The sequence below is a fragment of the Sphingomonas metalli genome (genome assembly GCF_014641735.1).
In the GTDB taxonomy this organism is placed as follows: Bacteria; Pseudomonadota; Alphaproteobacteria; order Sphingomonadales; family Sphingomonadaceae; genus Sphingomonas; species Sphingomonas metalli.
Genome location: NZ_BMIH01000004.1, coordinates 251,556 through 274,887 on the forward strand (window position 1 = coordinate 251,556; position 23,332 = coordinate 274,887).

The 23,332-nt window shown below is 70.8% G+C and carries 17 protein-coding genes and 1 tRNA gene; 9 read left to right on the forward strand and 9 right to left on the reverse strand.

What is annotated here, in order from left to right; all coding sequences use genetic code 11:
• Positions 1-47 precede the first annotated feature (47 nt).
• Positions 48-620 carry a Uma2 family endonuclease gene (locus IEX18_RS15520; RefSeq protein WP_188659725.1) on the forward strand — a complete coding sequence of 191 codons (573 nt, stop codon included), beginning with the start codon at positions 48-50 and terminating at the stop codon, positions 618-620.
• A 243-nt stretch (positions 621-863) separates the two neighbouring features.
• Here the strand turns inward: IEX18_RS15520 and IEX18_RS15525 are convergent, their stop codons facing one another.
• Positions 864-2,624 carry a hypothetical protein gene (locus IEX18_RS15525; RefSeq protein WP_188659729.1) on the reverse strand — a complete coding sequence of 587 codons (1,761 nt, stop codon included), beginning with the start codon at positions 2,622-2,624 and terminating at the stop codon, positions 864-866.
• A 253-nt stretch (positions 2,625-2,877) separates the two neighbouring features.
• Here IEX18_RS15525 and IEX18_RS15530 point away from each other — a divergent pair, with 253 nt between their 5' ends.
• The 5 genes from IEX18_RS15530 (at position 2,878) to cysN (ending at position 10,383) form a co-directional block, all read left to right on the forward strand.
• Positions 2,878-5,658, forward strand: coding sequence for an ATP-dependent DNA helicase (locus IEX18_RS15530; RefSeq protein WP_188659732.1), 2,781 nt, complete (start codon positions 2,878-2,880; stop codon positions 5,656-5,658).
• A complete protein-coding gene (locus tag IEX18_RS15535) occupies positions 5,655-6,203 on the forward strand; it encodes a SixA phosphatase family protein (protein WP_188659735.1) in 549 nt (182 codons plus the stop codon). The genes IEX18_RS15530 and IEX18_RS15535 overlap by 4 nt, the downstream gene beginning before the upstream one ends.
• Positions 6,204-6,588: 385 nt before the next feature.
• Positions 6,589-7,428: a 3'(2'),5'-bisphosphate nucleotidase CysQ gene (gene cysQ, locus IEX18_RS15540; RefSeq protein WP_188659738.1), complete on the forward strand. Its 840-nt coding sequence runs from the start codon at positions 6,589-6,591 to the stop codon at positions 7,426-7,428.
• Positions 7,425-8,327 (forward strand): sulfate adenylyltransferase subunit CysD, encoded by a 903-nt coding sequence (gene cysD / locus IEX18_RS15545; RefSeq protein WP_188659741.1) that lies wholly within the window; start codon positions 7,425-7,427, stop codon positions 8,325-8,327. Before cysQ ends, cysD begins: the two co-directional genes overlap by 4 nt.
• Before the next feature lie 160 nt (positions 8,328-8,487).
• The gene (gene cysN / locus IEX18_RS15550; protein WP_229664627.1) at positions 8,488-10,383 is read left to right on the forward strand and encodes a sulfate adenylyltransferase subunit CysN; all 1,896 of its coding nucleotides are present in this window, start codon (positions 8,488-8,490) and stop codon (positions 10,381-10,383) included.
• Between the two features lie 595 nt (positions 10,384-10,978).
• Here cysN and IEX18_RS15555 read toward each other — a convergent pair.
• Positions 10,979-12,304 (reverse strand): sugar MFS transporter, encoded by a 1,326-nt coding sequence (locus IEX18_RS15555; protein ID WP_188659748.1) that lies wholly within the window; start codon positions 12,302-12,304, stop codon positions 10,979-10,981.
• 133 nt (positions 12,305-12,437) lie between these two features.
• On the opposite strand from IEX18_RS15555, the gene IEX18_RS15560 reads away from it, so the two are divergent.
• Both IEX18_RS15560 and IEX18_RS15565 read left to right on the forward strand, forming a co-directional pair.
• Positions 12,438-13,577: an aldose epimerase family protein gene (locus IEX18_RS15560; protein ID WP_188659751.1), complete on the forward strand. Its 1,140-nt coding sequence runs from the start codon at positions 12,438-12,440 to the stop codon at positions 13,575-13,577.
• Positions 13,578-13,592: 15 nt separating this feature from the next.
• Complete coding sequence (locus IEX18_RS15565; RefSeq protein WP_188659755.1) at positions 13,593-15,392, forward strand: IlvD/Edd family dehydratase; 1,800 nt, start codon at positions 13,593-13,595, stop codon at positions 15,390-15,392.
• Between the two features lie 476 nt (positions 15,393-15,868).
• On the opposite strand, the gene IEX18_RS15570 is transcribed toward IEX18_RS15565, so the two are convergent.
• From IEX18_RS15570 to IEX18_RS15595, 6 genes are all read right to left on the reverse strand, one after another.
• Positions 15,869-17,449, reverse strand: a complete 1,581-nt coding sequence (locus IEX18_RS15570) for an aldehyde dehydrogenase (NADP(+)) (RefSeq protein WP_188659758.1) — start codon at positions 17,447-17,449, stop codon at positions 15,869-15,871.
• 280 nt (positions 17,450-17,729) lie between these two features.
• Complete coding sequence (locus tag IEX18_RS15575) at positions 17,730-18,476, reverse strand: FadR/GntR family transcriptional regulator (RefSeq protein ID WP_229664628.1); 747 nt, start codon at positions 18,474-18,476, stop codon at positions 17,730-17,732.
• Positions 18,473-19,414, reverse strand: coding sequence for a Gfo/Idh/MocA family protein (locus IEX18_RS15580; protein WP_188659762.1), 942 nt, complete (start codon positions 19,412-19,414; stop codon positions 18,473-18,475). Before IEX18_RS15580 ends, IEX18_RS15575 begins: the two co-directional genes overlap by 4 nt.
• The gene (locus IEX18_RS15585; protein ID WP_188659765.1) at positions 19,411-20,043 is read right to left on the reverse strand and encodes a 2-dehydro-3-deoxy-6-phosphogalactonate aldolase; all 633 of its coding nucleotides are present in this window, start codon (positions 20,041-20,043) and stop codon (positions 19,411-19,413) included. The genes IEX18_RS15580 and IEX18_RS15585 overlap by 4 nt, the downstream gene beginning before the upstream one ends.
• The gene (locus IEX18_RS15590) at positions 20,040-20,945 is read right to left on the reverse strand and encodes a 2-dehydro-3-deoxygalactonokinase (RefSeq protein WP_188659768.1); all 906 of its coding nucleotides are present in this window, start codon (positions 20,943-20,945) and stop codon (positions 20,040-20,042) included. Before IEX18_RS15590 ends, IEX18_RS15585 begins: the two co-directional genes overlap by 4 nt.
• A gap of 125 nt (positions 20,946-21,070) precedes the next feature.
• Positions 21,071-22,234: an MFS transporter gene (locus IEX18_RS15595; RefSeq protein ID WP_188659771.1), complete on the reverse strand. Its 1,164-nt coding sequence runs from the start codon at positions 22,232-22,234 to the stop codon at positions 21,071-21,073.
• Positions 22,235-22,331: 97 nt separating this feature from the next.
• Between IEX18_RS15595 and IEX18_RS15600 the strand changes: the two genes are divergently transcribed.
• Entirely contained in the window at positions 22,332-23,270 is a 939-nt protein-coding gene (locus IEX18_RS15600) for a LysR family transcriptional regulator (protein ID WP_188659774.1), read from the forward strand.
• Here IEX18_RS15600 and IEX18_RS15605 read toward each other — a convergent pair.
• Positions 23,249-23,323, reverse strand: a tRNA-Thr gene (locus IEX18_RS15605). The two genes, IEX18_RS15600 and IEX18_RS15605, sit on opposite strands and share 22 nt — an antisense overlap.
• Positions 23,324-23,332: the final 9 nt, after the last annotated feature.

Here is a 23,332-nt window from a genome sequence, read left to right on the forward strand (position 1 = left end):
GCATCTGGCGCTTTGGGCGATGAAGCGCAAATGCTATGGTCGGCGCCATGGAAGAGCTGGTCTCCTTCGCAGAACCGCGGCCGGTCAAGCTGACGGTGGACGACTTCGCGGTGCTCCACCGGGCGGGGGCGCTGGATCATGTTCGTCGGGCCGAATTGATCGAGGGGGTAATCACCGAAATGAGTCCCCTGCGGAGCCGCCACGCGGTCCTCACCTCACGCCTGATGGTGCGGGGAACGGCGGCGCTGGAGGCGATCGGGTCGCCGCTGATGATGGTGACGACCCCGACCATCACCCTGCCGCCGCACAATGCGCCCGAACCCGACCTCGTCATCGCCCGCATCGCCGAGGACGATTTCTACATCGACGGCAAGGATGTGGCGCTGGTGATCGAGGTGTCCTTCGCGACGCTGCGGTTCGACCTGACGACCAAGCGCGACCTCTATGCGCAGGGCGGCATCCCGGAGCTGTGGGTGGTCGATGGCGAGGCGGGGCGGGTGCATCAATTCTGGCGGCCGATCGATGGCGCCTATCGCGAGATGCGGGAATTTTCGCTGCAAGACGAGTTGCGTAGCGCAACTCTGCCGAACCTGGCGATCGACGGGGCGGGGATCGGCTGAGGCCGGGGACAAAAAATCGCCGTCATCCCGGCGGAGGCCGGGATCTCCCGGTGAGAGCACGCGGCAGGAGGCGATCGAGGCCCCAGCCTTCGCTGGGGCGACGGATCGGGTAATTTCCAGAACACGATGACTTCAGGCCGACCCACCACCAGCCCTTCGCCCTGAGCGTAGTCGAAGGGCCTGAGGGTCACCTGTGCTTCGACTTCGCTCAGCACGAACGGAGCGACATGAGGTCATCCGCCCCTATCGCGACCGACCCGCCTTCTTCAGCAGCGCGACCGCCTCGGGTTGCTCCGGGGTGACGAAGGGTCCCCGCGCGACCGGCAGCAGGGTGACGCGAGCCTCGTCCGGCAGGTCGTGGCGGACATATTCGCGGCCGAGCTTGAGCCGGCCCGCCGGCGCGGCCGGGGCCGAGAGGACGACCTTGGCGAGCCCGTCGACCGCGCGGTCCGGAACCGCGCCGGCGGCGACGGCATGGTCGTAATAGGCGATCAGCGGCAGGATGCCCTCCGGGTCGAGGCGATTGGCCTGAACGATGACGCGCTTCGCCTCGGTCAGCCGGGCCGGCCGCTCGGCCGCGGGCGCCTCCAGCGCGAGGCGGGTCATCGCCGTGCCCTTCCAGACCAGCGCGCTCGTGTCGGTGGGCGTTCGCGCGAGCACGCGGTCCGCGGCGGCGAGGCAGGGCGCGGGATGGTCCGCGCGGCATTCGGCTTCGGCGAAGAGCAGCTGGTTCTCGACCTGGTCGGGGAAGCGTACCGCATTGTCGCGCAGCCGGTCGAGCCACGCGGCGCGGCGGGCGAGCGCCGCGTCGCGCGCCGCCCCCGGCGCGTCGGGCACCGCGATCCGCGCGCCGAGTTCGAGCCGGCCGCGGATCAGCCCGGCCTCGGCGCGGGTCAGGCGGCGGATGGTCGGCGCAGGCGAGCGTTCGGGAGGAAAGGTCATCCGCTCGCCCTCCACCTTGCGGCCGCGATAGGTGAGAAGGGCGCGTTGCAGCGCGGCCGTGTCGCCCAGCGCGCGGGCGGCATCCTGCGGGTCGGCGCCCTTGGCCATCGCGTCGAGATAGGCGAGCAGCCGCGGCTTCCAGACGTCGGAAAAGTAGAGGAAGTGGACGAGCCGCCAGGCGTGGAAGGGCGTCCAGGCGCGCCCCCGGCCCGAGAGGTAGCGGCCGTCGAGCACCTGGGCGACGGGAAAATCGCCGTAGCGATCGAGGACCTTGCCGAAACCGGTGGGGATGTGGCCGTATTCGACCCGGTCGTCGCCCGCGACCATCGTCGCGAAGATCTCTCCGAAGCCTTGCAGGAACCAGCGCGGATAGGCGGCCGGGTAATAGGTCATCATATAGTTCTGCGCGAAGGCGGCGTAGAGGCGCGACTGGGCCGATTGGCAGACGGCGATCTCGTTGACGGAGAATTGCGAGAGATACTCGGCCGGGTCGGCCGGCGATTCGGGATTGGTCGCGCGCACCACCGGGAAATTGTCCCAGAGCGGACTGTCGTCGCCGCAATTGCGGCTGGTCGGCCGGCCGGTCGAGGGCTGCAGGACGAGGTTCACGCCCTCGCGGGTGGCGGCGATCACCGAACCTTCCTCGCGCGGGTCGTAATAGATCGTCTTCGAGAAGGCCTTGGGAAAGGGACCGTACTGCCAGCGCAGGTCGGTGAGGCGCAGCTGCTCGAACGCGGCGGCGTCGCCGATCATCGTCACCGCGACCTTGATCGTCGGGTCGGGCGCATCGACCCGGCCGAACAGCGTCGACAGGAGGAAGTGGAGGGTCTCGAGGCTGTGCGCGGTCTGGCTCAGCACCGCCTCGTCGGTCTGGCTGAAGACGACGACGTGCGGGGTCTCCGCCATGCGCCAGTCGCTCATCGGCACGTCGGGCCCGCGGCCGCGCGAGCGGGTGCCGATGACCTCGATCGTCTGGTCGCCGTTCTTCACCGGCGCGGTGAGCTGGGCCTGCGCCGGGGTGCCAAGTGCGATGCCCGCGACGATCAGCCAGCCGTGCCGCATGACATGCCCCCTCCCCGATTGCCCTTTGTGAGCATCAAGCGCCGGGGGCGGCGCGAGATCAAGCGGATTTGCAGATGGCCGCGGCTGTGAGTCCGCTCCCATGACCCCCAAGCGTCGCCCCAGCGCAGGCTGTGGCCTTGTGCGGCTCTTGCCCCGCGCTGGTCGCGGGAGATCCCAGCCTTCGCTGGGATGACGTATCGTAGAAGTAGATCACAACCCGCCACAGCCGGCATCCGATTTTTGCCGCGCCGGCATGGCGTTCCTGCCCCGTTCCGCCCTAGATAGGGGGGTGATCGCCTATCCCGCCCTCCACGCCAGCCATGGCGGCATCTGGATTGCCACGATGGAGGGCGGGACGCGGCCGGTGGGGCGGGGGGAGGCGATCCGGATTGCGGCGGAGACGCCGGTGATCCTGCTTAATGCGCCGCTGGTCGGGCAAAGGCTGGGTTATGCCGAGCTGTCGGGGCTCGACCTGCTGGAGCTGTTCGCCTTTCTCCACCCCGCCCGGTTCGCGGTGCCGACGCCGGCGGGGATGGCGCGCGCGGTCGACCTGTCGCCGCCGACCCGCGACGAGGATGTCGCGGCGTTCCTGCTGGAGGCGGCGGCGGCGCTGCTCGCGGTGCCCGACGGCGACTGGCGCGAGCGGGAAGGGGCCTGGGCCTCGGCGCAGGCGCTGGGGCGGCTGCGCTGGCCCTGGGCGCCGGTGATCGGCCCGCGCATCCCGCGCCCGCGCAGCGACGAGCGCTGGCTCTTCTCCAAGCTGCCCGAATGGGAGGAGGCCGCGCCGCGCCCCGCCCCGCGCACGGTCGAGATCGCGCCGGGAGAGGCGGAGGCGCGGCTGGCGCGGCTGACCGGCGGCGGCGCGGAGGAGCGGCCCGGGCAGCGCGCCTATGCGGTGGCCGCGAGCGCCGCCTTCGCCCCGCGCGCGCTGCGCGACGCGCCCAACATGGTGCTGGCCGAGGCGGGGACGGGGATCGGCAAGACTCTGGGCTATCTCGCGCCGGCCGTGCTGTGGGCCGAGCGGGCGGGCGGGGCGGTGTGGATCTCCACCTATACCAAGGCGCTGCAACGCCAGCTCGCCGCCGAAACGCAGCGAATGTTCCCCGATCCCGCCGTGCGACAGGAGCGGGTGGTGACGCGCAAGGGGCGCGAGAATTACCTGTGCCTGCTCAACCTCGAAGACGCGTTGCAGGGCGGTTTCGCCGGGCGCGCGGCGGTGCTGGCGCAGCTGGTGGCGCGCTGGGCGGCCTTCACCCAGGATGGCGACATGGTCGGCGGCGACCTGCCGGGCTGGCTGACCACCCTGTTCCGCCGCAATGGCCCGGCGGCGCTGACCGACCGGCGCGGCGAGTGCGTCTATGCCGGCTGCCCGCACTATCGCACATGCTTCATCGAGCGGGCGGCGCGGGCCTCGGCGCAGGCGGACATCGTCATCGCCAACCATGCGCTGGTGATGGTCAACGCCGCGCGCGGGCGGGAGACGCAGACCCGGCCGACCCGCTATGTGTTCGACGAGGGGCATCACCTGTTCGACGCCGCCGACGCGATGTTCGGCGTGGCGTTGACCGGGGCGGAGACGATCGAGCTCAGGCGCTGGGTGCTGGGGCCGGAGGCGGGCGGGCGCGGGCGGCGGCGGGGGCTGGCGGCGCGCCTGTCCGACGTCGCCAGCTATGACGAGGGCGGCGCGCGCGCGATCGGCGATGCGGTGCAGGCGGCGCAGGCGCTCGCCTCCGACGGCTGGCTGGGGCGGCTGGCGGAGGGTGCGCCGTTCGGCCCGGTCGAGACGCTGCTCGCCGCCGTGCGGGGCCTGACCTATGCGCGGGCCGAGCAGCCGGGCGATGCCGGCTATGGCCTCGAGACCGAGCTGGCCGAGCCGACGCCGGAGCTGATCGAGGCGGCGGCGCCCGCGGCGCACGCGCTCGACGCGCTGCTCCGCCCGCTCGCGGCGCTGGGGCGGCGGCTGGAGGCGGTGCTGGCCGAGGCACCCGACTGGCTCGACGCGCCGGCGCGGGCGCGGGTGGAGGGGGCGATCGCCTCGCTCGCCTGGCGCGCGGAGACGGTGGGGGCGTGGCTGGCGCTGCTGGCGCGCGTCGGCGGCCCGGCCGATCCCGAGACGGTCGACTGGCTGGCGGTCGACCGGGTCGAGGGGCGCGAATATGATGTCGGGCTGCACCGCCGCTGGCTCGACCCGACCCGGCCCTTCGCCGAGGTGGTGCTGAAGCCGGCGCACGGCGCGCTCGTGACGTCGGCGACGCTGACCAATGGCGGCCACGGCGAAACCGAGGGCTGGGATATCGCCGAGGCGCGCACGGGGGCGGTGCATCTCGCCCGCGCGCCGATGCATTTCGCCGCCGCCAGCCCCTTCGACTATCCGAACCGGGCCGAGGTGCTGGTCGTCACCGACGTGCCGCGCGGCGACATGGGCGCGCTCGCCAATGCCTATGCGCGGCTGATCGTGGCAGCGGGCGGGGGCACGCTGGGGCTGTTCACCGCGATCCGGCGGCTGCGCGCGGTGCACGGCCGGATCGCCGACCGGCTGGCGCGCGAGGGGCTGCCGCTCCACGCCCAGCATGTCGACCCGATCGATACGGGCACGCTGGTCGACATCTTCCGCGACGATCCGGTCGCCAGCCTGCTCGGCACCGATGCGCTGCGCGACGGGGTGGACGTGCCGGGCGAATCGCTGCGGCTGGTGGTGATGGAGGGGGTGCCCTGGCCCAAGCCGACCGTGCTCCACGCCGCGCGCAAGCTGGCGGCGGGGGGTGCGGGCTATGACGACCGGATCGTGCGCGCGCGGCTGGCGCAGGCGTTCGGGCGGCTGATCCGGCGGGCGGACGATCGCGGCGCGTTCGTGATGCTGTCGGCGGCGATGCCGTCGCGCCTGCTCACCGCTTTTCCGGCCGGTGTGCCGATCGCGCGGGTGACGCTGGACGAGGCGGTGGCGCGGGTCGCGGGGCGGCTTTCCCTGGCGTCCGCGATCGGGCATGAGGGCGCGGCCCGCTTGATCCCGATCAGTCCCGACGGAGAGCCATGAAGACGCTGACGCTGCTGCGCCACGCCAAGTCCGGCTGGGACGACGGGGTGGCGCGCGACTTCGACCGGCCGCTCAACCCGAAGGGTCGGCGCGCCGCGCTGACCATGGGCCGCCACCTGCGCGACGGCGGCTTCGCCTTCGATCATGTCGTCGCCTCGCCCGCGGTGCGGGTGGCCGAGACGCTGGGCGCGGTGGAGGACGGCTATGGCCGGTCGCTGGGCGCGGTGTGGGAGCGGGCCATCTATCTGGCCAGCGCGGCGACGCTGCTCGATCTGGTGCGCGAACTGCCGGCCGATGCGCAGCGGGTGCTGCTGGTCGGGCACAATCCCGGGCTGGAGGAGCTGGTGCTGATGCTCGTCGCCGACGGCGCGGCGGGCGACAGCGGCGCGCTGCGCGATGTGGTGGAGGCGAAGTATCCGACCGGCGCGCTGGCGGAGCTGACGCTGCCGGATGGATGGAGCGCGGCGACGGCGGGCGCGGCGACGCTGACCCGGTTCGTGCGGCCGCGGGATCTGGATCCGTCGCTGGGGCCGGGGGCGGAATAGGGGGCGAGCAAGTCCCTCCCCTTCAGGGGAGGGGTTGGGGTGGGGCGTCTCCCCGAATGTACCGCCTGTGGAAGCGCCCCACCCCCGGCCCCTCCCCTGAAGGGGAGGGGGGATTGTTCTATCTTCCGTTCGTGCTGAGCTTGTCGAAGCACTGTTCTTCTTCCTCGCCGCTGGCGCTCCTGTCGCGAAGAAGAACGGCACCCTTCGACTGCCTGTAAGGCAGGCGCTCAGGACAGGCTTCGACAAGCTCAGTGCGAACGGATGTGGGAAGTACGCTTGCCCCACCGTTGGTTTTTCTTGGCACCGGCCAATCATCTCCTCCGCGCGCGGGCGGCGTGGCGTTCCTATATGCTGGCCCGAATCATTCGATGGGCAAGGGCAGACGATGGCCGAGGCCGCGGGCTTCGACATAGAGGTGATGATCGGACCGGTGCTCGATGCCGGGGCGCGGACGCTCGCCTATCGCGACGCGGGGGTCGCCACCGAGATCAAGGCCGACGAGTCGCCCGTCACCGCCGCCGACCGCGCGGCGGAGGCGATCCTGCTCGCGGCGCTGGCGCGGCTGGCGCCGGGCATCCCGGTGGTGGCGGAGGAAGAGGCGTCGGCAGGGCGGGTGCCCGAGGTCGATGCGCGCTTCTTCCTGGTCGATCCGCTCGACGGCACCCGCGAATATGTGCGCGGCGGCGACGACTTCACCGTCAACGTCGCGCTGGTCGAGCGCGGGGCGCCGATCGCGGGGATCGTCTATGCCCCGGCCCGCGGGCGGCTGTGGTGCGGCGACGTGGCGCGGGGCGTCGCGTGGCGGGCCCACCTGCACGACGGCGTGCTGGGCGAGCGCGTGGCGCTGAAGGTGCGCAGCTGCCGCGGCGTGCCGGTGGCGGTCGCCTCCAAGTCGCACTGCACCCCCGCGACCGAGGCGTGGCTGAAGGCGAGCGGCTGCGCGGAGCGGGTGTCGGTCGGCTCCAGCCTTAAATTCGCGCTGATCGCGGGCGGCGAGGCCGACGTCTATCCGCGCCCCGGCCCGACGATGGAATGGGATACCGCGGCGGGCGACGCGGTGCTGCGCGCGGCGGGCGGACATACATTGTGCCTCGACGGGCATCCGCTGACCTATGCCAAGCCGCGCTTCTTCAATCCCGGCTTCGTCGCCAGCGGCGGGCATCCGTCGCTGCCGCTCCGCCCCTTCCTGACCGCCGATACGCGCCCTACCGACGAGAGCGAATGACCGACCTGACCCATCTCGAGCGGCTCGAGGCCGAGTCGATCCATATCCTGCGCGAGGTCGTCGCCGAGGCCGAGAAGCCGGTGATGCTCTATTCGGTGGGCAAGGATTCGGCGGTGATGCTGCATCTGGCGCGCAAGGCCTTCTACCCCGCGCCGCCGCCCTTTCCGCTGCTCCATGTCGACACGACGTGGAAGTTCCGGGCGATGTACGCGCTTCGCGACCGCATGGCGTCAGAGAGCGGCATGGAGCTGATCGTCCACCGCAATCCCGATGCGGAGGCGCGCGGGATCAACCCGTTCGACCATGGCGCGCTCCACACCGATCTGTGGAAGACCGAGGGACTGAAGCAGGCGCTGGACCTTCACGGCTTCGACGTCGCCTTCGGCGGCGCGCGGCGCGACGAGGAGAAGAGCCGGGCGAAGGAGCGCGTCTTCTCCTTCCGCTCGGCGAGCCATCGCTGGGACCCGAAGAACCAGCGGCCGGAGCTGTGGCACCTCTACAATGCGATGAAGGCCAAGGGGGAGAGCATCCGCGTCTTCCCGATCAGCAACTGGACCGAGCTCGACATCTGGCAGTATATCCAGCTGGAGGCGATCCCGATCGTGCCGCTCTATTTCGCCGCGCCGCGCCCGACGGTGGAGCGCGACGGCATGCTGCTGATGGTCGATGACGACCGGTTCCGGCTTGAACCCGGCGAGGTGCCGGTGGAGCGCTCGATCCGCTTCCGCACGCTCGGCTGCTATCCGCTGACCGGCGCGGTCGAGAGCGAGGCGGCGGACCTCAACGCGGTGATCCGCGAGATGCTGCTGACCACCACCTCCGAACGCCAGGGCCGCGCGATCGACAAGGACGCCGGCGGCGCGGGGATGGAGAAGAAGAAGCAGGAGGGGTATTTCTGATGAGCGGGCAATTGCGATCCTCCCCGCTCCGCGGGGAGGGGGACCATGCGCAGCATGGTGGAGGGGCTTCTCCCCAGGCGTTGCGCTGCGTGGCCGTCCCCCTCCACCACGCCGCTGCGCGGCGCGGTCCCCCTCCCCGCGAGCGGGGAGGAGCTGAGTGGTGAGCTACACCCCCGACGCCCTCATCGCCGAGGATATCGCGACCTATCTCGAGCGGCACCGGCGCAAGACGCTGCTGCGCTTCATCACCTGCGGGTCGGTGGATGACGGCAAGTCGACGCTGATCGGGCGGCTGCTCTACGATTCGAAGATGATCTTCGAGGATCAGCTGAGCCAGCTGGAGAGCGATTCGAAGCGGGTCGGCACGCAAGGGGGCGAGATCGACTTCGCGCTGCTGGTCGACGGCCTCGCCGCCGAGCGCGAGCAGGGGATCACGATCGACGTCGCCTATCGCTTCTTCGCGACCGAGACGCGCAAGTTCATCGTCGCCGATACGCCGGGGCACGAGCAGTACACGCGCAACATGGTGACCGGCGCCTCGACCGCCGACCTCGCCGTGATCCTGATCGATGCGCGCAAGGGCGTGCTGACCCAGACCCGGCGGCACTCCTACCTCGCGCAGCTGGTCGGCATCCGTCACATCGTGCTGGCGGTGAACAAAATGGATCTGGTCGGTTACGACCAGGCCACGTTCGACGCGATCGTCGCCGATTATCGCGCCTTCGCCGCCTCGATCGGGATCGAGGCCTTCACCGCCATTCCGATCTCCGGCTTCAAGGGCGACAATGTCGCAAGCCGCTCGGCGGCGATGGACTGGTATGACGGGCCGACGCTGATCGACCATCTGGAGACGGTGGACGTCGACCAGGCGGCGGCGCAGGCGCGGCCGTTCGGGATGCCGGTGCAATGGGTCAACCGCCCCGATCTCGACTTTCGCGGCTTCGCCGGCACGATCGCGAGCGGGCGGGTGGCGCCGGGCGACGCGGTGCGCATCCTCCCCTCCGGCCGGACCTCGACGATCGCGCGGATCGTGACGCTGGGCGGCGACCTCGATCAGGCGGTGGCAGGCCAGTCGGTGACGCTGACGCTGGCCGACGAGGTGGATTGCAGCCGCGGCGACGTGATCGCGGCCGCGGGCGATCCGCCGCCGGTCGCCGACCAGTTCGAGGCGACGATCGTCTGGATGGCGGACGAGCCGATGCTGCCCGGCCGCGCATACTGGCTGAAGCTGGCGACGCAGACCGTCTCGGCGACGGTGCAAGCGCCCAAATATGTCGTCAACGTCAACACGATGGAGCATCTTGCCGCCAAGACGCTCGACCTCAACGCGATCGGCGTGGCGACGCTGGCGACCGATCGCCCGCTGGTCCACCGGCCCTATGTCGAGGATCGCGAGCTGGGCGGCTTCATCCTGATCGACAAGCTGACCAATGCGACCGTGGCGGCGGGGATGCTGCATTTCGCGTTGCGCCGAGCGCAGAACGTCCATTGGCAGCCGGTCGACATCACCCGCGCGCATCACGCCGCGCTCAAGAACCAGCGGCCGGCGGTGCTGTGGCTGACCGGCCTGTCGGGGGCGGGCAAGTCGACCATCGCCAACCTCGTCGAGAAGAAGCTGGCGCGGATGAACCGGCACACCTTCCTGCTTGACGGCGACAATGTCCGCCATGGGCTGAACCGCGACCTGGGCTTCACCGATGCCGACCGGATCGAGAATATCCGCCGGGTGGGCGAGGTGGCGAAGCTGATGACCGATGCGGGGCTGATCGTGATCACCGCCTTCATCTCGCCGTTCCGGGCGGAGCGCGAGATGGTGCGCGCGATGATGGCGCCGGGCGAGTTCGTGGAGATCCATATCGACACCCCGCTCGCCGAGGCGGAAGCGCGGGACGTGAAGGGGCTCTACGCCAAGGCGCGGTCGGGGCAGCTGAAGAACTTCACCGGGATCGACAGCCCGTACGAGCCGCCGCAAGATCCCGAGATCCGCATCGACACGACCGCGATGAGCGCGGACGCGGCGGCCGAGGCGATCGTGCGGCATCTGATCGGGGAGTGACGGGGCGGGGCTGCTTGTCCGGTCTCCTGTCTCCGCCGCAAGCGTCACCCCGGCGAAGGCCGGGGTCCCTGCGGTCTGCCTGAAGCGGGGATCGCTCCAGCCGCCGCTCGTTGCGGGCCGGCCGCGGTAGAGGGGCGCGCGCGAAGGCGCGAAGGCGCGAAGCTGTGCCGGCTGTTGTCGCCGCGTTTTCGCCCGAGGCGAGGCGCGTCCCTCGGCGGCGGCTCTACACCGGCAGCGATGGATTCGTTCGCGCGGAGGCGCGGAGGCGCGGAGGTGTTCCGTCTGGCGCTACCCGGTCATGGCAGAAGGAGGCGCGGGAGGGGCGTACTTGAGCCGACCATCTTCGCGCCTTCGCGCCTTCGCGCCTTCGCGTCAGCCCTCAAGGCTGCCGCGGAAAATCGGCAGGTGTAGCGCCACTCTACCCACAAACGTCATCCCCGCGAAGGCGGGGACCCATAACCTCTGACGTCCCGGCTCTCTCGCGGCGTCAGCGTGTCTGGATCCGCGCCTTCGCGGGGATGACGGCTGGTGTGAAGGAGGCGGTGTCCGACCACCGCCGGTCGCCGTCCCGCCTGTCGGCAGGACGGCGCCACGGTCATTCCGCCGGCTGGGTCGCCGCGGGTTCGGGGAGGGCGTTGGTCGTCTTGGCCCCCCAGAGTGCGTAGAACAGGATGTAGAGCTCGCACGCCGCGGTCAGCAGGAACGAGGTCTGCAGGCCATAGGTGTCGGCGATCTTGCCCTGCACCACCACCAGCGCGCCGCCGGCGATCGCCATGATCAGCAGGCCCGAGCCTTCCTCGGTCAGCGGCCCGAGCCCCTTGATGCCGAGGGTGAAGATCGTCGGGAACATGATCGAGTGGAACAGGCCGACCAGGATCAGCGACCACATCGCCGCCGGGCCGGTGGCGAAGACGGTGACGATCATGACGATGAAGGCGCCGATCGAGAAGGCGGCGAGCACCGTCTCGGCGGGGATCTTCTGCATGATCGCGGAGCCGGCGAAGCGGCCGACCATCATCCCGCCCCACAGCAGCGTCAGATACTTGCCTGCCTGCTCGTGCGTCAGATTGGCGATGTCGGGCTGGCTGACGAAGTTCACGAACAGGTTGGCGACGCCGATCTCCGCGATCAGGTAGATGAAGATCGCCGGGATGCCGAAGACGAGGTTGCGGTGCTTCCACAGGCTGTGGTTCTTGCGGTCCGCCTTGGCGGCGCGGCTGGTCGCCTGGCCCATGGCGGGCAGCGGGAAGCGGGCGATGACGATCGCCAGCACCACCAGCACCACCGCGACGAGGACATAGGGCAGCACCACCGATTGCGCGTCGGCGAGTCGCTCCGCCGGGGTCAGCACCACGCCCGCCTCCGCCGTGCCGCCCTTGGAGCGGCCGAGGATCAGATAGGCGCCGAACAGCGGTGCGAGCATCGTGCCCGCCGAGTTCATCGCCTGGACGAGGTTGAGCCGCGACGAGGCCGTCTCCGGCGGGCCGACCACGGCGACATAGGGGTTGGCGGCGACCTGGAGCAGGGTGATGCCGCTGGCGATGACGAACAGCATGACCAGCGTCACGCCATAGGAGGGCAGGCTGGCCGCCAGCGTCATGCCGAGCGCGCCGAGCGCCATGATGACGAGGCCGATGACCAGCGACTTCTGGTAGCCGACCCGCTCGATCAGCTTGGCCGAGGGGATCGAGGCGAAGAAATAGGCGATGAACCACACGCTCTCGATCAGCGTCGTCTGCGTGTAGTTGAGGTCGAACACGCTGCGCAGGTGCGGCAGCAGCGTGTTGTTGATGACCGTGATGAAACCCCACATGAAAAACAGGCTGGCAAGCAGCGTTAGCGCCTTGGTATAGGACGCGCCGCTGCCCGTGCCGCTGGCCGGCGCGGTGCCGGTGTCGAAGGAACCGATCGGTCCTGGCATTACCCTCTCCCCATTGGACGCATTGGGTGCGACATCGCTTGCGTCCCCATGATTTGTCTGACTATATAGCCCGAACGATGGGCGTCAATGCTCCCAAAGGGGTGCACGCACGCCGGGAGAGGAAGGCATTCGAATGCGGAAAGGTTTTCTGGGGTTCACGGGCGTGGCGTTTGCTCTGCTGGCGATCGATCCCGCCTTCGCGGCGACCGCCAAGCGCGAGGCGGCGGGCACGCTGCCCGATGGCAGCGCGGTCGAGGTGGTGACGCTGACCGGCGCGAACGGCGTGTCGGCGAAGATCCTGACCTATGGCGCGACGCTCCAGACGCTGTCGGCGCCCGATCGCAGCGGCCAGTTCGCCGATATCTGCCTCGGCCATGACGACGCGGTCAGCTACGTCACCAAGCCGAACTTCTGGGGCCAGACGGTGGGCCGCTACGCCAATCGCATTGCCGGCGGCAGGTTCGCGATCGACGGCAAGAGCTACCAGCTGCCGCTCAACGACAAGACCAACTCGCTGCATGGCGGCGCCAAGGGCTTCGACAAGGCGATCTGGAAGATCACCTCGGTCAAGCAGGGCGCGCAGGCGAGCGTCGCGATGACGCTGACCAGCCCGGCGGGCGACCAGGGCTATCCGGGCAAGCTCGACGTCACCGTCACCTATGCGCTCGACGACAAGGGCGCGCTGACGATCGACATGGACGCGAAGACCGATGCGTCGACGATCGTCAACCTGACCAACCATGCGCTGTTCAACCTGGCGGGCGAAGGCTCGGCGGGCGGCATCTACGACCAGGTGCTGACCATCCCGGCGGCGCGCTACACCCCGGTCGACGCCGCGCTGATCCCGACCGGCGAGCTGAAGCAGGTGGCGGGCACGGTGTTCGACTTCACCCGCGGACGCACGATCGGCGAGAGCGTGCGCGACGGGCGCGATCCGCAGATCGTGATCGGGCGCGGCTACGACCATAATTTCGTGCTCGACAAGGGCCGCACCGGCGAGCCGCAGCTGGCGGCGCGGGTCGAGGATCCCGCCTCGGGCCGCGTGCTCGAGGTGCTGTCGACCGAGCCGGGCGTGCAATTCTATTCGGGCAACTTCCTCGACGGCACGATCGCGGGCAAGCAGGGCCATGTCTATCGCATGGGCGACGGCTTCGCGCTGGAGCCGCAGGTGTTCCCGAACACGCCCAACACCCCCGCCTTCGGCTCCGCCCGGGTCGATCCGGGCAAGCCCTATCACCACCGCATGATCTACCGCGTCTCCGTGGCGCGCTGACCGGAGCCTTTCTCGATGACGACCGACCCCGCCCAGGGCAAGCTGCGCAGCCGCGCCTGGTTCGACAATCCCGACAATATCGACATGACCGCGCTCTATCTGGAGCGCTATCTGAACTTCGGTCTGTCGCTGGACGAACTGCGCTCGGGCAAGCCGATCATCGGCATCGCGCAGACCGGCAGCGACCTGTCGCCCTGCAACCGCCACCATCTGGTGCTGGCGGAGCGGCTGCGCGAGGGCATCCGCGAGGCGGGCGGGATCGCGATCGAATTCCCGGTCCACCCGATCCAGGAGACGGGCAAGCGGCCGACCGCGGGGCTGGACCGCAACCTCGCCTATCTGGGGCTGGTCGAATCGCTCTACGGCTATCCGATCGACGGCGTGGTGCTGACGATCGGCTGCGACAAGACGACGCCCGCCTGCCTGATGGCGGCGGCGACGGTGAACATCCCGGCGATCGCGCTGTCGGTCGGGCCGATGCTCAACGGCTGGCACAAGGGCGAGCGCACCGGATCGGGCACGATCGTGTGGAAGGCGCGCCAGATGCTGGCGGCGGGCGAGATCGACGATGCGGAGTTCATCCGCCTGGTCGCCTCCTCGGCGCCGTCGACCGGCTATTGCAACACGATGGGCACGGCGACGACGATGAACTCGCTGGCCGAGGCGCTGGGCATGTCGCTGCCCGGCTCGGCGGCGATCCCGGCGCCCTATCGCGACCGGCAGGAAGTCGCCTATCTCACCGGCAAGCGCATCGTCGAGATGGTGGCGGAGGACCTCAAGCCCTCCGACATCCTGACCCGCGAGGCGTTCCACAACGCGATCAAGGTCAATTCGGCGATCGGCGGCTCGACCAACGCGCCGATCCACCTCGCCGCGATCGCGCGGCATATCGGCGTCGAGCTGCCGGTCGAGGATTGGGAGACGGAGGGGCACAAGATCCCGCTGCTCGTCAATCTCCAGCCCGCGGGCGAGTATCTGGGCGAGGATTACTACCGCGCCGGCGGCGTGCCCGCGGTGGTCGCGCAGCTGATCGGCCAGGGGCTGATCCATGAGGACGCGATCACCGTCAACGGCCGCACCATGGGCGACAATTGCCGCGATGCGACGATCGAGGACGAGAAGGTCATCCGCCCCTTCGACCAGCCGCTCAAGGAAGAGGCGGGCTTCATCGTCCTCAAGGGCAATCTGTTCGACGCCGCGGTGATGAAGACCAGCGTGATCTCCGAGGAGTTCCGCGAGCGCTACCTGTCCAACCCCGACGACCTGAATGCGTTCGAGGGACCCGCGGTCGTGTTCGACGGGCCGGAGGACTATCACCACCGGATCGACGATCCGGCGACCGGCATCACGCCCGCGACGCTGCTGTTCATGCGCGGCGCCGGCCCGATCGGCTATCCCGGCGCGGCCGAGGTCGTGAACATGCGCCCGCCCGCCTATCTGATCACCGAGGGCGTCCACTCGCTGCCGTGCATCGGCGACGGCCGCCAGTCGGGCACCAGCGGCAGCCCCTCGATCCTCAACGCCAGCCCCGAAGCGGCGGCGATGGGCGGGCTGGCGCTGCTGCAAACCGGCGACCGGGTGCGGATCGACCTCAATACGGGATCGGCGAACGTGCTGATCTCCGACGCGGAGCTCGCCGAGCGCCGCCGCAAGCTGGAGGCCGAAGGCGGCTATCGCTACCCCGCCTCGCAGACGCCGTGGCAGGAGATCCAGCGCGCGGTGGTCGGCCAGATGGCGACCGGCGCGATCCTGGAGGGCGCGGAGAAGTATCAGCGTATCGCCCAGACGCAGGGGTTGCCGCGGGATAACCACTGACGGGTGGTTCCGGGTTTGAGGGAAGAGGGGCTGCCGGAGACGGCGGCCCCTTTCTTTTGGGGTGGCGTACGTGGATGGGCAGCGAGGTGCTGACCTGCGTTCGTCGCCCGAGCGCAGGCTGGAGCCATTTGCGGCTCTTGCCTCGCCCGATAACGGGTAGATCCCAGTCTTCGCGGGACCTTTGCAAAAGCTTCTGGTCCACCCCGGCGAAGGCCGGGGTCCAGTTGGGGGACGGCGGTAAGCTATTGCAAAGCTTCACCCAGCTGGACCCCGGCCTGCGCCGGGGTGGACGAGAAGGTTGATGGCTCGGGCTTTCGCGGAGGTTCCGCCTTCGCTGGGAGGACGGTTCAGTCAGGATGGACCACGGTCCAAGACCGGCCTTGAACGTGGCTGGCGACGCCTGCCTAATGCAGCCGTCCAAACAAAAAGGGCGGCCCCGCAGGACCGCCCCCTTCGTCATCGTCAGCCCGCGCCGATCAGCGCGTCGAGGCCTCGCGCTTGCCGTCGACCCGGCGGGCGATGCTCCACGGATTGGCGTCGCTGATCGCCTCCGGCAGCAGCCCTTCCGGAATGTTCTGGAAGCAGACCGGGCGCAGGAAGCGGTAGATCGCGGCGGTGCCGACCGAGGTGGTGCGGCCGTCGCTGGTCGCGGGGAAGGGGCCGCCATGGACCATGGCGTGGCTGACCTCGACGCCGGTCGGCCAGCCATTGGCGAGGATGCGGCCGACCCGCTCGGCGAGGATCGGGAGCAGGCCGCGCACCGCGTCCGCATCGGCATCGTCGATCTGGATCGTGGCGGTCAGCTGGCCCTCGAGGCTGGCGATGACGGTGCCGATCTCGGCGAGATCGCGGCAGCGGATCACGATCGAGGAGGAGCCGAACACCTCATGGCCCAGCGCCCGGTCGGCGAGGAAGGCGGAGGCGTCGGTGACGAACAGCGCGCCGACCGCCTGGTTGACGCCCTCACCCACCTGGCCGCGCGCGACCTGGGTGACGGCATTGTGGCCGGCGAGCGCGTCCACGCCCTTCTCGAAGCTGGCATGGATGCCGGGGCTCAGCATCGTCGCGGGCTGCGATTCGGACAGCGCCTTGCCCGCCGCCTCGACGAAGCGGTCGAGTTCGGGCGAGGCGACGCCGAGGACGAGGCCCGGATTGGTGCAGAACTGGCCCGCGCCCATGGTCAGCGACTGGACGAAGGCGGGCGCCAGCGCCTCGCCCCGGGCGGCGAGCGCGGCGGGGAAGAGGATGACCGGGTTGATGCTCGACATCTCGGCATAGACCGGGATCGGCTCCTCGCGGCCCGCAGCGATGCGCATCAGCGCAAGGCCGCCGCCACGCGAGCCGGTGAAGCCCACCGCCTTGATCCGCGGATCGGCGACCAGCGCCTCGCCCAGCGCGTTGGTCTCGCCCGGCAGATAGGAGAAGACGCCGGCGGGCAGGCCGGCCGCGGCGACCGCATCGCGCACCGCGCGGGCGACGAGCTCGCCGGTGCCGGGATGGGCGGGGTGGCCCTTCACCACCACCGGGCAGCCGGCGGCGAGCGCCGAGGCGGTGTCGCCGCCCGCGACCGAGAAGGCGAGCGGGAAGTTGGACGCGCCGAACACCGCGACCGGGCCGACCGGCAGGTTCAGGCGGCGCAGGTCGGGGCGCGGCAGCGGCTGGCGATCGGGCAGCGCGGGGTCGATCGTCGCGTCGAGCCAGTCGCCCTGGCGGACGACCTGCGCGAACAGGCGCAGCTGGCCGACGGTGCGGCCCCGCTCGCCCTCCAGCCGCGCGCGCGGCAGCCCGGTCTCCTGCATCGCACGGGCGATGAGCGGGTCGCCGATCGCGGCGATCGCGTCGGCGATCCTTTCGAGAAAGGCGGCGCGCGTCTCGGGGTCGGTCGCGGCATAGGCGGGCGCGGCGGCGGCGGCGAGCGCGCAGGCATCGGCGACATCGGCCGGGCCGGCGGAGGAGACGTTCGGCTTGAGCGTCTCGCCCGTGGCCGGATCGACCGAGGTGAAGCGGGTCTCCGCCTGGCGCAGCTCCGCACCGATCAGTATCGCGCCGTCGATCATGGGATTCCTCTTTTCCGTGGAGAGCCGGCGGACCGGCGTTCGGCTCGCGAGATAGAGGCTGGGCTATTGTCGGACAAGGCTGGAGTGGGCGGGAGCGGGGATTTCGATGCTCCGGCCCCGTGCTTCGCCAAGCTCAGCACGAACGGGATGAGGGGGGCCTGTTCCTTCCCTCGACCGTCATTCCCGCGAAGGCGGGAATCCAGAACCTCCGACGTCTCGAAGGAGCCGCACCGTCAGCGTGTCTGGATCCCCGCCTGCGCGGGGATGACGGAAGGGGGGCTCAGCCCGCACCCTCCGCCATCTGCGCGACGATGGCGGCGGTGGCGGCTTCGGCTTCGGTGATGAGCGTCACCGTCGCCGCCCGCGCCGCGGCGGGATCCTGCGCGGCGATCGCGTCGTAGAGCAGGCGATGCTCGGGCATCGGATCGCGTGGGTGGCGGGAATTGCGGTATTTGTAGATCGTCGTCCAGCGCACCGCCGAGCCGATCGTCACCGCCAGGCTGACCAGCAGCTCGTTCTGCGTCGCGTGCAGGACGAGATGATGGAAGCGCTGGTCCGCCGCCTGCCCCTCGGGCGTCGCCAGGCCGTGCAGCGCCATCTGATCGAGCGCCTCGTCCATCGCGGCGAGCTGCGCGGGGGTGCGGGTGACCGCGGCGAGCTCGGCGGCGGCGGGCTCGACGATCAGGCGCAGCTGGAACAGGCTGCGGACGAAGTCGGCGGGGGGCTCGCCCTCGAACATCCAGGCGAGGAGATCGGGGTCGAGCAGGTTCCACTCGGCCCGATCGCGCACCCGCGTGCCCGCGCGCGGCTTGCTTTCGAGCAGGCCCTTGGCACCGAGCATGCGCAGCGCCTCGCGGACGACGCTGCGCGCGATGCCGCGCCGGGCGGCGATCTCGTGCTCGCCCGGCAGGTTGGAGCCGGGGGGATAGCGGCCGGTGACGATCGCGATCCCCATTTCGCGCGCGACCTGCGCATGGGCGGGGCGGCGCCGCGCCTCGGTCGGCAGGTCGCGCGCGGGGTCGCTCATTCGACGAACGGTTCGACGAGGTTGCGATGGCCGAGCAGGAAGGCGTCGGCGACATGGCGCAGCGGCGCGACGTCGACATCGCTGGTGCCCGCCCGGATCACCGCAGCGAAGCGGGCGTAGAGACCGGGATATTCGCCGTGCAGCCCCTCGGCCGCGGTCGGCACCGAGCCATCCGGCAGGGTCAGCGTCGCGCCGCCATCGGCGAGGCGCAGCGGGCCGCGGTCGGTCTCGACCACGATGTCCCAATGCTGGGGGCCTTCCTGGCGGAAGTCGAAATCGGCGGCGATGGCGACGCCGGCCGTGTCGCGGAACTGGAGCCGCGCGGCGATCGGCGCCTGCCGGTTCGACGGCACGTCGAGCGCCGCTTCGGTCAGGAAGAAGGGGCGCGGCAGGATGCGGGTGACGATCGACAGCGCGTTGATGCCGGGATCGAACACGCCGAAGCCGCCCGCCGCCCAGATCCATTCCTGCCCCGGATGCCAGACGCGCACGTCCTCGCGCCAGGTCACCGTCGCGGAATCGATCCGGCGGTCGGCGAGCCAGGCCCGGGCGGGCTCGACGCCCTTGGCGTAGCGCGAGTGCCAGCTGGCGAACAGGCTGGCGCCTGTCGCGCGCGCCGCCTCCTCCAGCGTCACCACCTCGGCCAGCGTCGCGCCGGGCGGCTTTTCGAGGAAGACGTGCCAGCCCTGGGCCAGCGCCGTCGCGGCGATCGCGCGGCGGACCTGGGGCGGGGTGCAGAGCGCGACCGCGTCGACCGCCAGGCCGCTTTCGATCAGCGCCTCGATATTGGGGAAGAAGGGCAGGTCGTCGACCGGCCCGCCATGGCGGCTGACCGTGGCGACGAGCTGGAAATCGGGATCGGCGGCGATGGCGGGCAGATGCTGGTCGTGCGCGATCTTGCCCATGCCGATCACGGCGAGACGGATCGGCGCGCTCATGCCCGCACCGCCGCGACGAAGGCGGCCGCGTCGCGCGCGACGTCGGCGGCGGATTTGCCGGGCTTGTAGAGGTTCGAGCCGAGCCCGAAGCCGTCCGCCCCCGCCTGGCGCCAGGTCGCGATCGTGTCGGGCGCGACGCCGCCGACCGCGAGGACCTTCGTCTCCCTGGGCAGCACGGCGCGCTGCGCCTTGAGCATCGCGGTGGTGGTGCCGTCCGCGGGAAAGAGCTTGAGCGCGTGGGCGCCGGCGGCGAGCGCGGCAAAGCCCTCGCTGGGCGTGAAATAGCCGGGCATCGCGATCAGCCCCGCGGCGACGGCCGCCGCGATCACGCGCGTGTCGGTATTGGGGGAGACGACCAGCGTGCCGCCGGCCGCCTGCACCTCGGCGACCTGTTCGGGGCGCAGCACGGTGCCGGCGCCGATCAGCGCGCGGTCGCCGTGGCGGCGGACCAGCCGGGCGATGCTGTCATAGGGATCGGGCGAGTTGAGCGGCACCTCGATCAGGGTGAAGCCCGCCTCCACCAGCGCATCGCCGACCGGCTCCGCTTCCGGGGGGGTGAGGCCGCGCAGGATCGCGACCAGGGGACAGGCTTGGAAGGCGGCGGCGAACCGCGCGGCAAGGTCGGTCAAGAACGAAGCTCCTGAAGCTGATGGATGCCGGCCAGGAAGGCGGCGTGACTGTCGATGCGGCGTGCCGCGCCGCCCAGCGTCTCGATCGCGGCCGTATAGAGCGCGGCGAGCGTGCCGTCGGCGAGAAGCTGCACCGTCTCGCCCCCCAGCGCCTGCGCGCCGACATCGGCGCCGATCAGCAGGCCGCTGGCATGGGCGGCGGCGTCCCGGGCTGCGAGGCGGCCGAGCAGGACCGCGGCGCGCACCTCGAACAGGGCGACCGGCAGGTCGGCCGCGCCGGCGCCGCGGCGGACGCCCGCGCGGAACGCCTCGCCATCGGCCACCGGGCCGTCGAGCATGCCGGCGAGGATGCCGTGATCGCGGACCAGCGCGAACAGCTCGCCGGTCATCGCCGTGGCGAAACCGGTGATCCGCCCGCCCTCGGTGCGGACCCATTTGTTGTGCGTGCCGGGCTGGCAGAAGAGCGCATCGGCCGGGGCGAGCCCCGCCGCCACCGCGCCCAGCACCTGCACCTCCTCGCCGCGCATCACATCGGCGCGGGGGCCGGCGAGAAGGGACAGGCCCGGCACGATCGCGCACCGCTCCTCCGGGATGACGAGCAGCGCCGCGGCGAGCGACGCCGCGTCGGCGGGGGCGGGGACATAGGGCGCCTCGCGCCAGCCGCGGGTCGAGCCGACCATGCCGGCGGCGATCACCGGCAGGTCGCCATAGCGGGCGCGGATGGCGGCGAGTTCGGCCGGATAGTCGCCGGCGGCGACGGCGAGGACGCCGCGATCGTCGCGCATCGTGTCGATCGCGCTTCCGTCCGCCGCGACCAGATAGGCGCGGCGGTTCGTCGTTCCCCAGTCGATGGCGATATAGGCGCCGGCTTCCGCCCCGCGCCCGTCCGTACCCGATACCAACACCCTCTCCTTTGCCTAATAAGTAGGACAATTGAAGGCAGTCGGCAAGCGCGCTGTCTGTGCCGGTCCATGGCACGGGGCGAGGGCGGAGGCGAGGGCGGATCGGTGCCCGCTGTCCCGCCGGGTCAGGCCTTGCAGGTCGCGGCGCGGGGTCGGTGCCGGAGCGCCACGATCATCAGCAGCGCGAGCGCCGTCATCGCCGCTCCGGCGAGCGATACGAGCGGCAGCGCCAGACCGGCGCCGATCACCCCGCCGCCCAGCGCCGCGCCGATGGCGTTGCCGAGGTTGAACGCGCCGATGTTCATCGCCGAGGCGAGGTTCGGCGCGTCCGACGCCGAATCCATCACGCGCATCTGCAAGGGCGGCACGATCGCGAAGCTGGCCATGCCCCAGATCAGGATGGCGGCCGCGGCCGGGGCCGGCCAGGGCATCACCAGCGTGAAGGCGAGGAGCGTGGCGACCAGCACCGACAGCATCGTCCGCAAGGCCCGGTCCACCGAACGGTCGGCGAGCCGCCCGCCCAGGGCGTTGCCGATCGTCGCCCCGACGCCGAACAGCATCAGCATCGCGGTGACGTAGCCGGTGGAGCCGTGCGTCACGTCGCGCAGGATCGGGACGATATAGGTGAAAACGGTGAACACGCCGCCGAAGCCGATGGTGGTCAGCGCGAGCGCCATCAGCACCGGCCCGCGCGCCAGCACGCGCAGCTCGGCGCGCAGGTCGCTGCCCGCCGCCGGGGGCAGTGCCGGCAGGGCGAGACGCAGCGACAGCATCGCCACCGCGCCGACGCCGGCGATCCCGGCAAAGGCGGTGCGCCAGCCGAGCGCCTCGCCGGCCCAGGTCGCCAGCGGCACGCCGCCGATCGTCGCGACGGTGAGGCCGGTGAACATCGCGGCAACTGCGGCCGCGCGCTTCTCCGGCGGCACGAGGCTGGCGGCCACCACCGATCCGACGCCGAAAAAGGCGCCATGGTTGAACGAGGTGACGACCCGCGCCGCCAGCAGCATCCAATATCCGTCGGACAAAGCCGCCAGCGCATTGCCGAGGGTGAAGATGCCCATCAGCGCGATCAGCAGCGTCCGCCGGTCGATGCGGCCGGTGGTCAGCGTCATCAAGGGCGCGCCGATCAGCACGCCCATCGCATAGGCGCTGACCAGCAGCCCCGCCGCCGGGATCGACACGCCGAGGTCGCCGGCGATGTCGGGCAGCATGCCCATCGGCGCGAACTCGGTCACGCCGATGCCGAATGCGCCGATCGCCAGCGCCAGAAGGGGTGGATGGACGCGCATACGGCCGCCTTTCGTTGTTGCGCCGCGTGAGATGATGGCTTGCGCCGCCGCCGTGTAGCCGCAGAATGGGACCAGCAGCTTTGCTCGGAGATCACAGATGAACGATGCCGGGCGCTCCGGAGAGATGGCGGTCTTCGCCGCGGTGGCCGACCATGGCAGCCTGTCCGCCGCCGCCCGCGCACTCGGGCTGACGCCGTCGGCGGTCAGCCGGATCGTCGTCCGGATCGAGGCGCGGCTCGGCGTGCGGCTGCTGCTCCGCACGACGCGGGCGCTCGCGCTGACCGCGGAGGGGCAGGCCTATCTGCGCGCCGCCCGCCGCATCCTGGCCGACATGGCCGAGGTGGAGGATGCCATCGCCGATCAGGCGAGTCCCCGGGGGCGGCTGCGCATCACCGCCGCGCTGGCGCATGGCCGGATCGCCATCGTGCCGCTGCTCGGCGATTTCACCGCCCGCTATCCGGGCATCGTCGTCGACCTGAACCTGTCGGACCGGAGCGTCGACGTGCTCGGCGGCCAGGCGGATGTCGCCATCCGCTTCGGGCAGCTCGCCGACAGTCCGCTCACCGCGCGCAAGCTGGGCGAGACCGGGCGGGTAGTCGTCGCCGCGCCCGCCTATCTCGCCCGGAAGGGGACGCCGCACGTGCCGGACGACCTGCTGGGCCATAACTGCCTGAGCTTCAACTTCCGCCGCGCCGAGCCCGGCTGGCCGTTCCGCGAAGACGGGCGGGACCGCGCGCTCGCGGTGACGGGATCGATCGAGGCGAACAACGGCGAGTCGCTGGCGCAGCTCGCCCGCGCGGGCGTCGGCATCGCGCGGGTCGAGCGGTTCGCCGTAGAGGACGATCTCGCCAGCGGCGCGCTGGTGCCGCTGCTGGAGGCGTTCAACCCGCAGGATCACGAGCCGATCCACGCGCTGTTCGTCGGCGGCGCGGCGACGCCGGCACGGGTGCGGGTCTTCGTCGATTTCCTGGTCGAGCGCCTGACCGGCCGCGGCGGCGTTCCGTCAGGAGAAAATGGTGCTGCCGGTGAGGATTGAACTCACGACCTCAGCCTTACCAAGGATGCGCTCTACCACTGAGCTACGGCAGCACTCGTCCG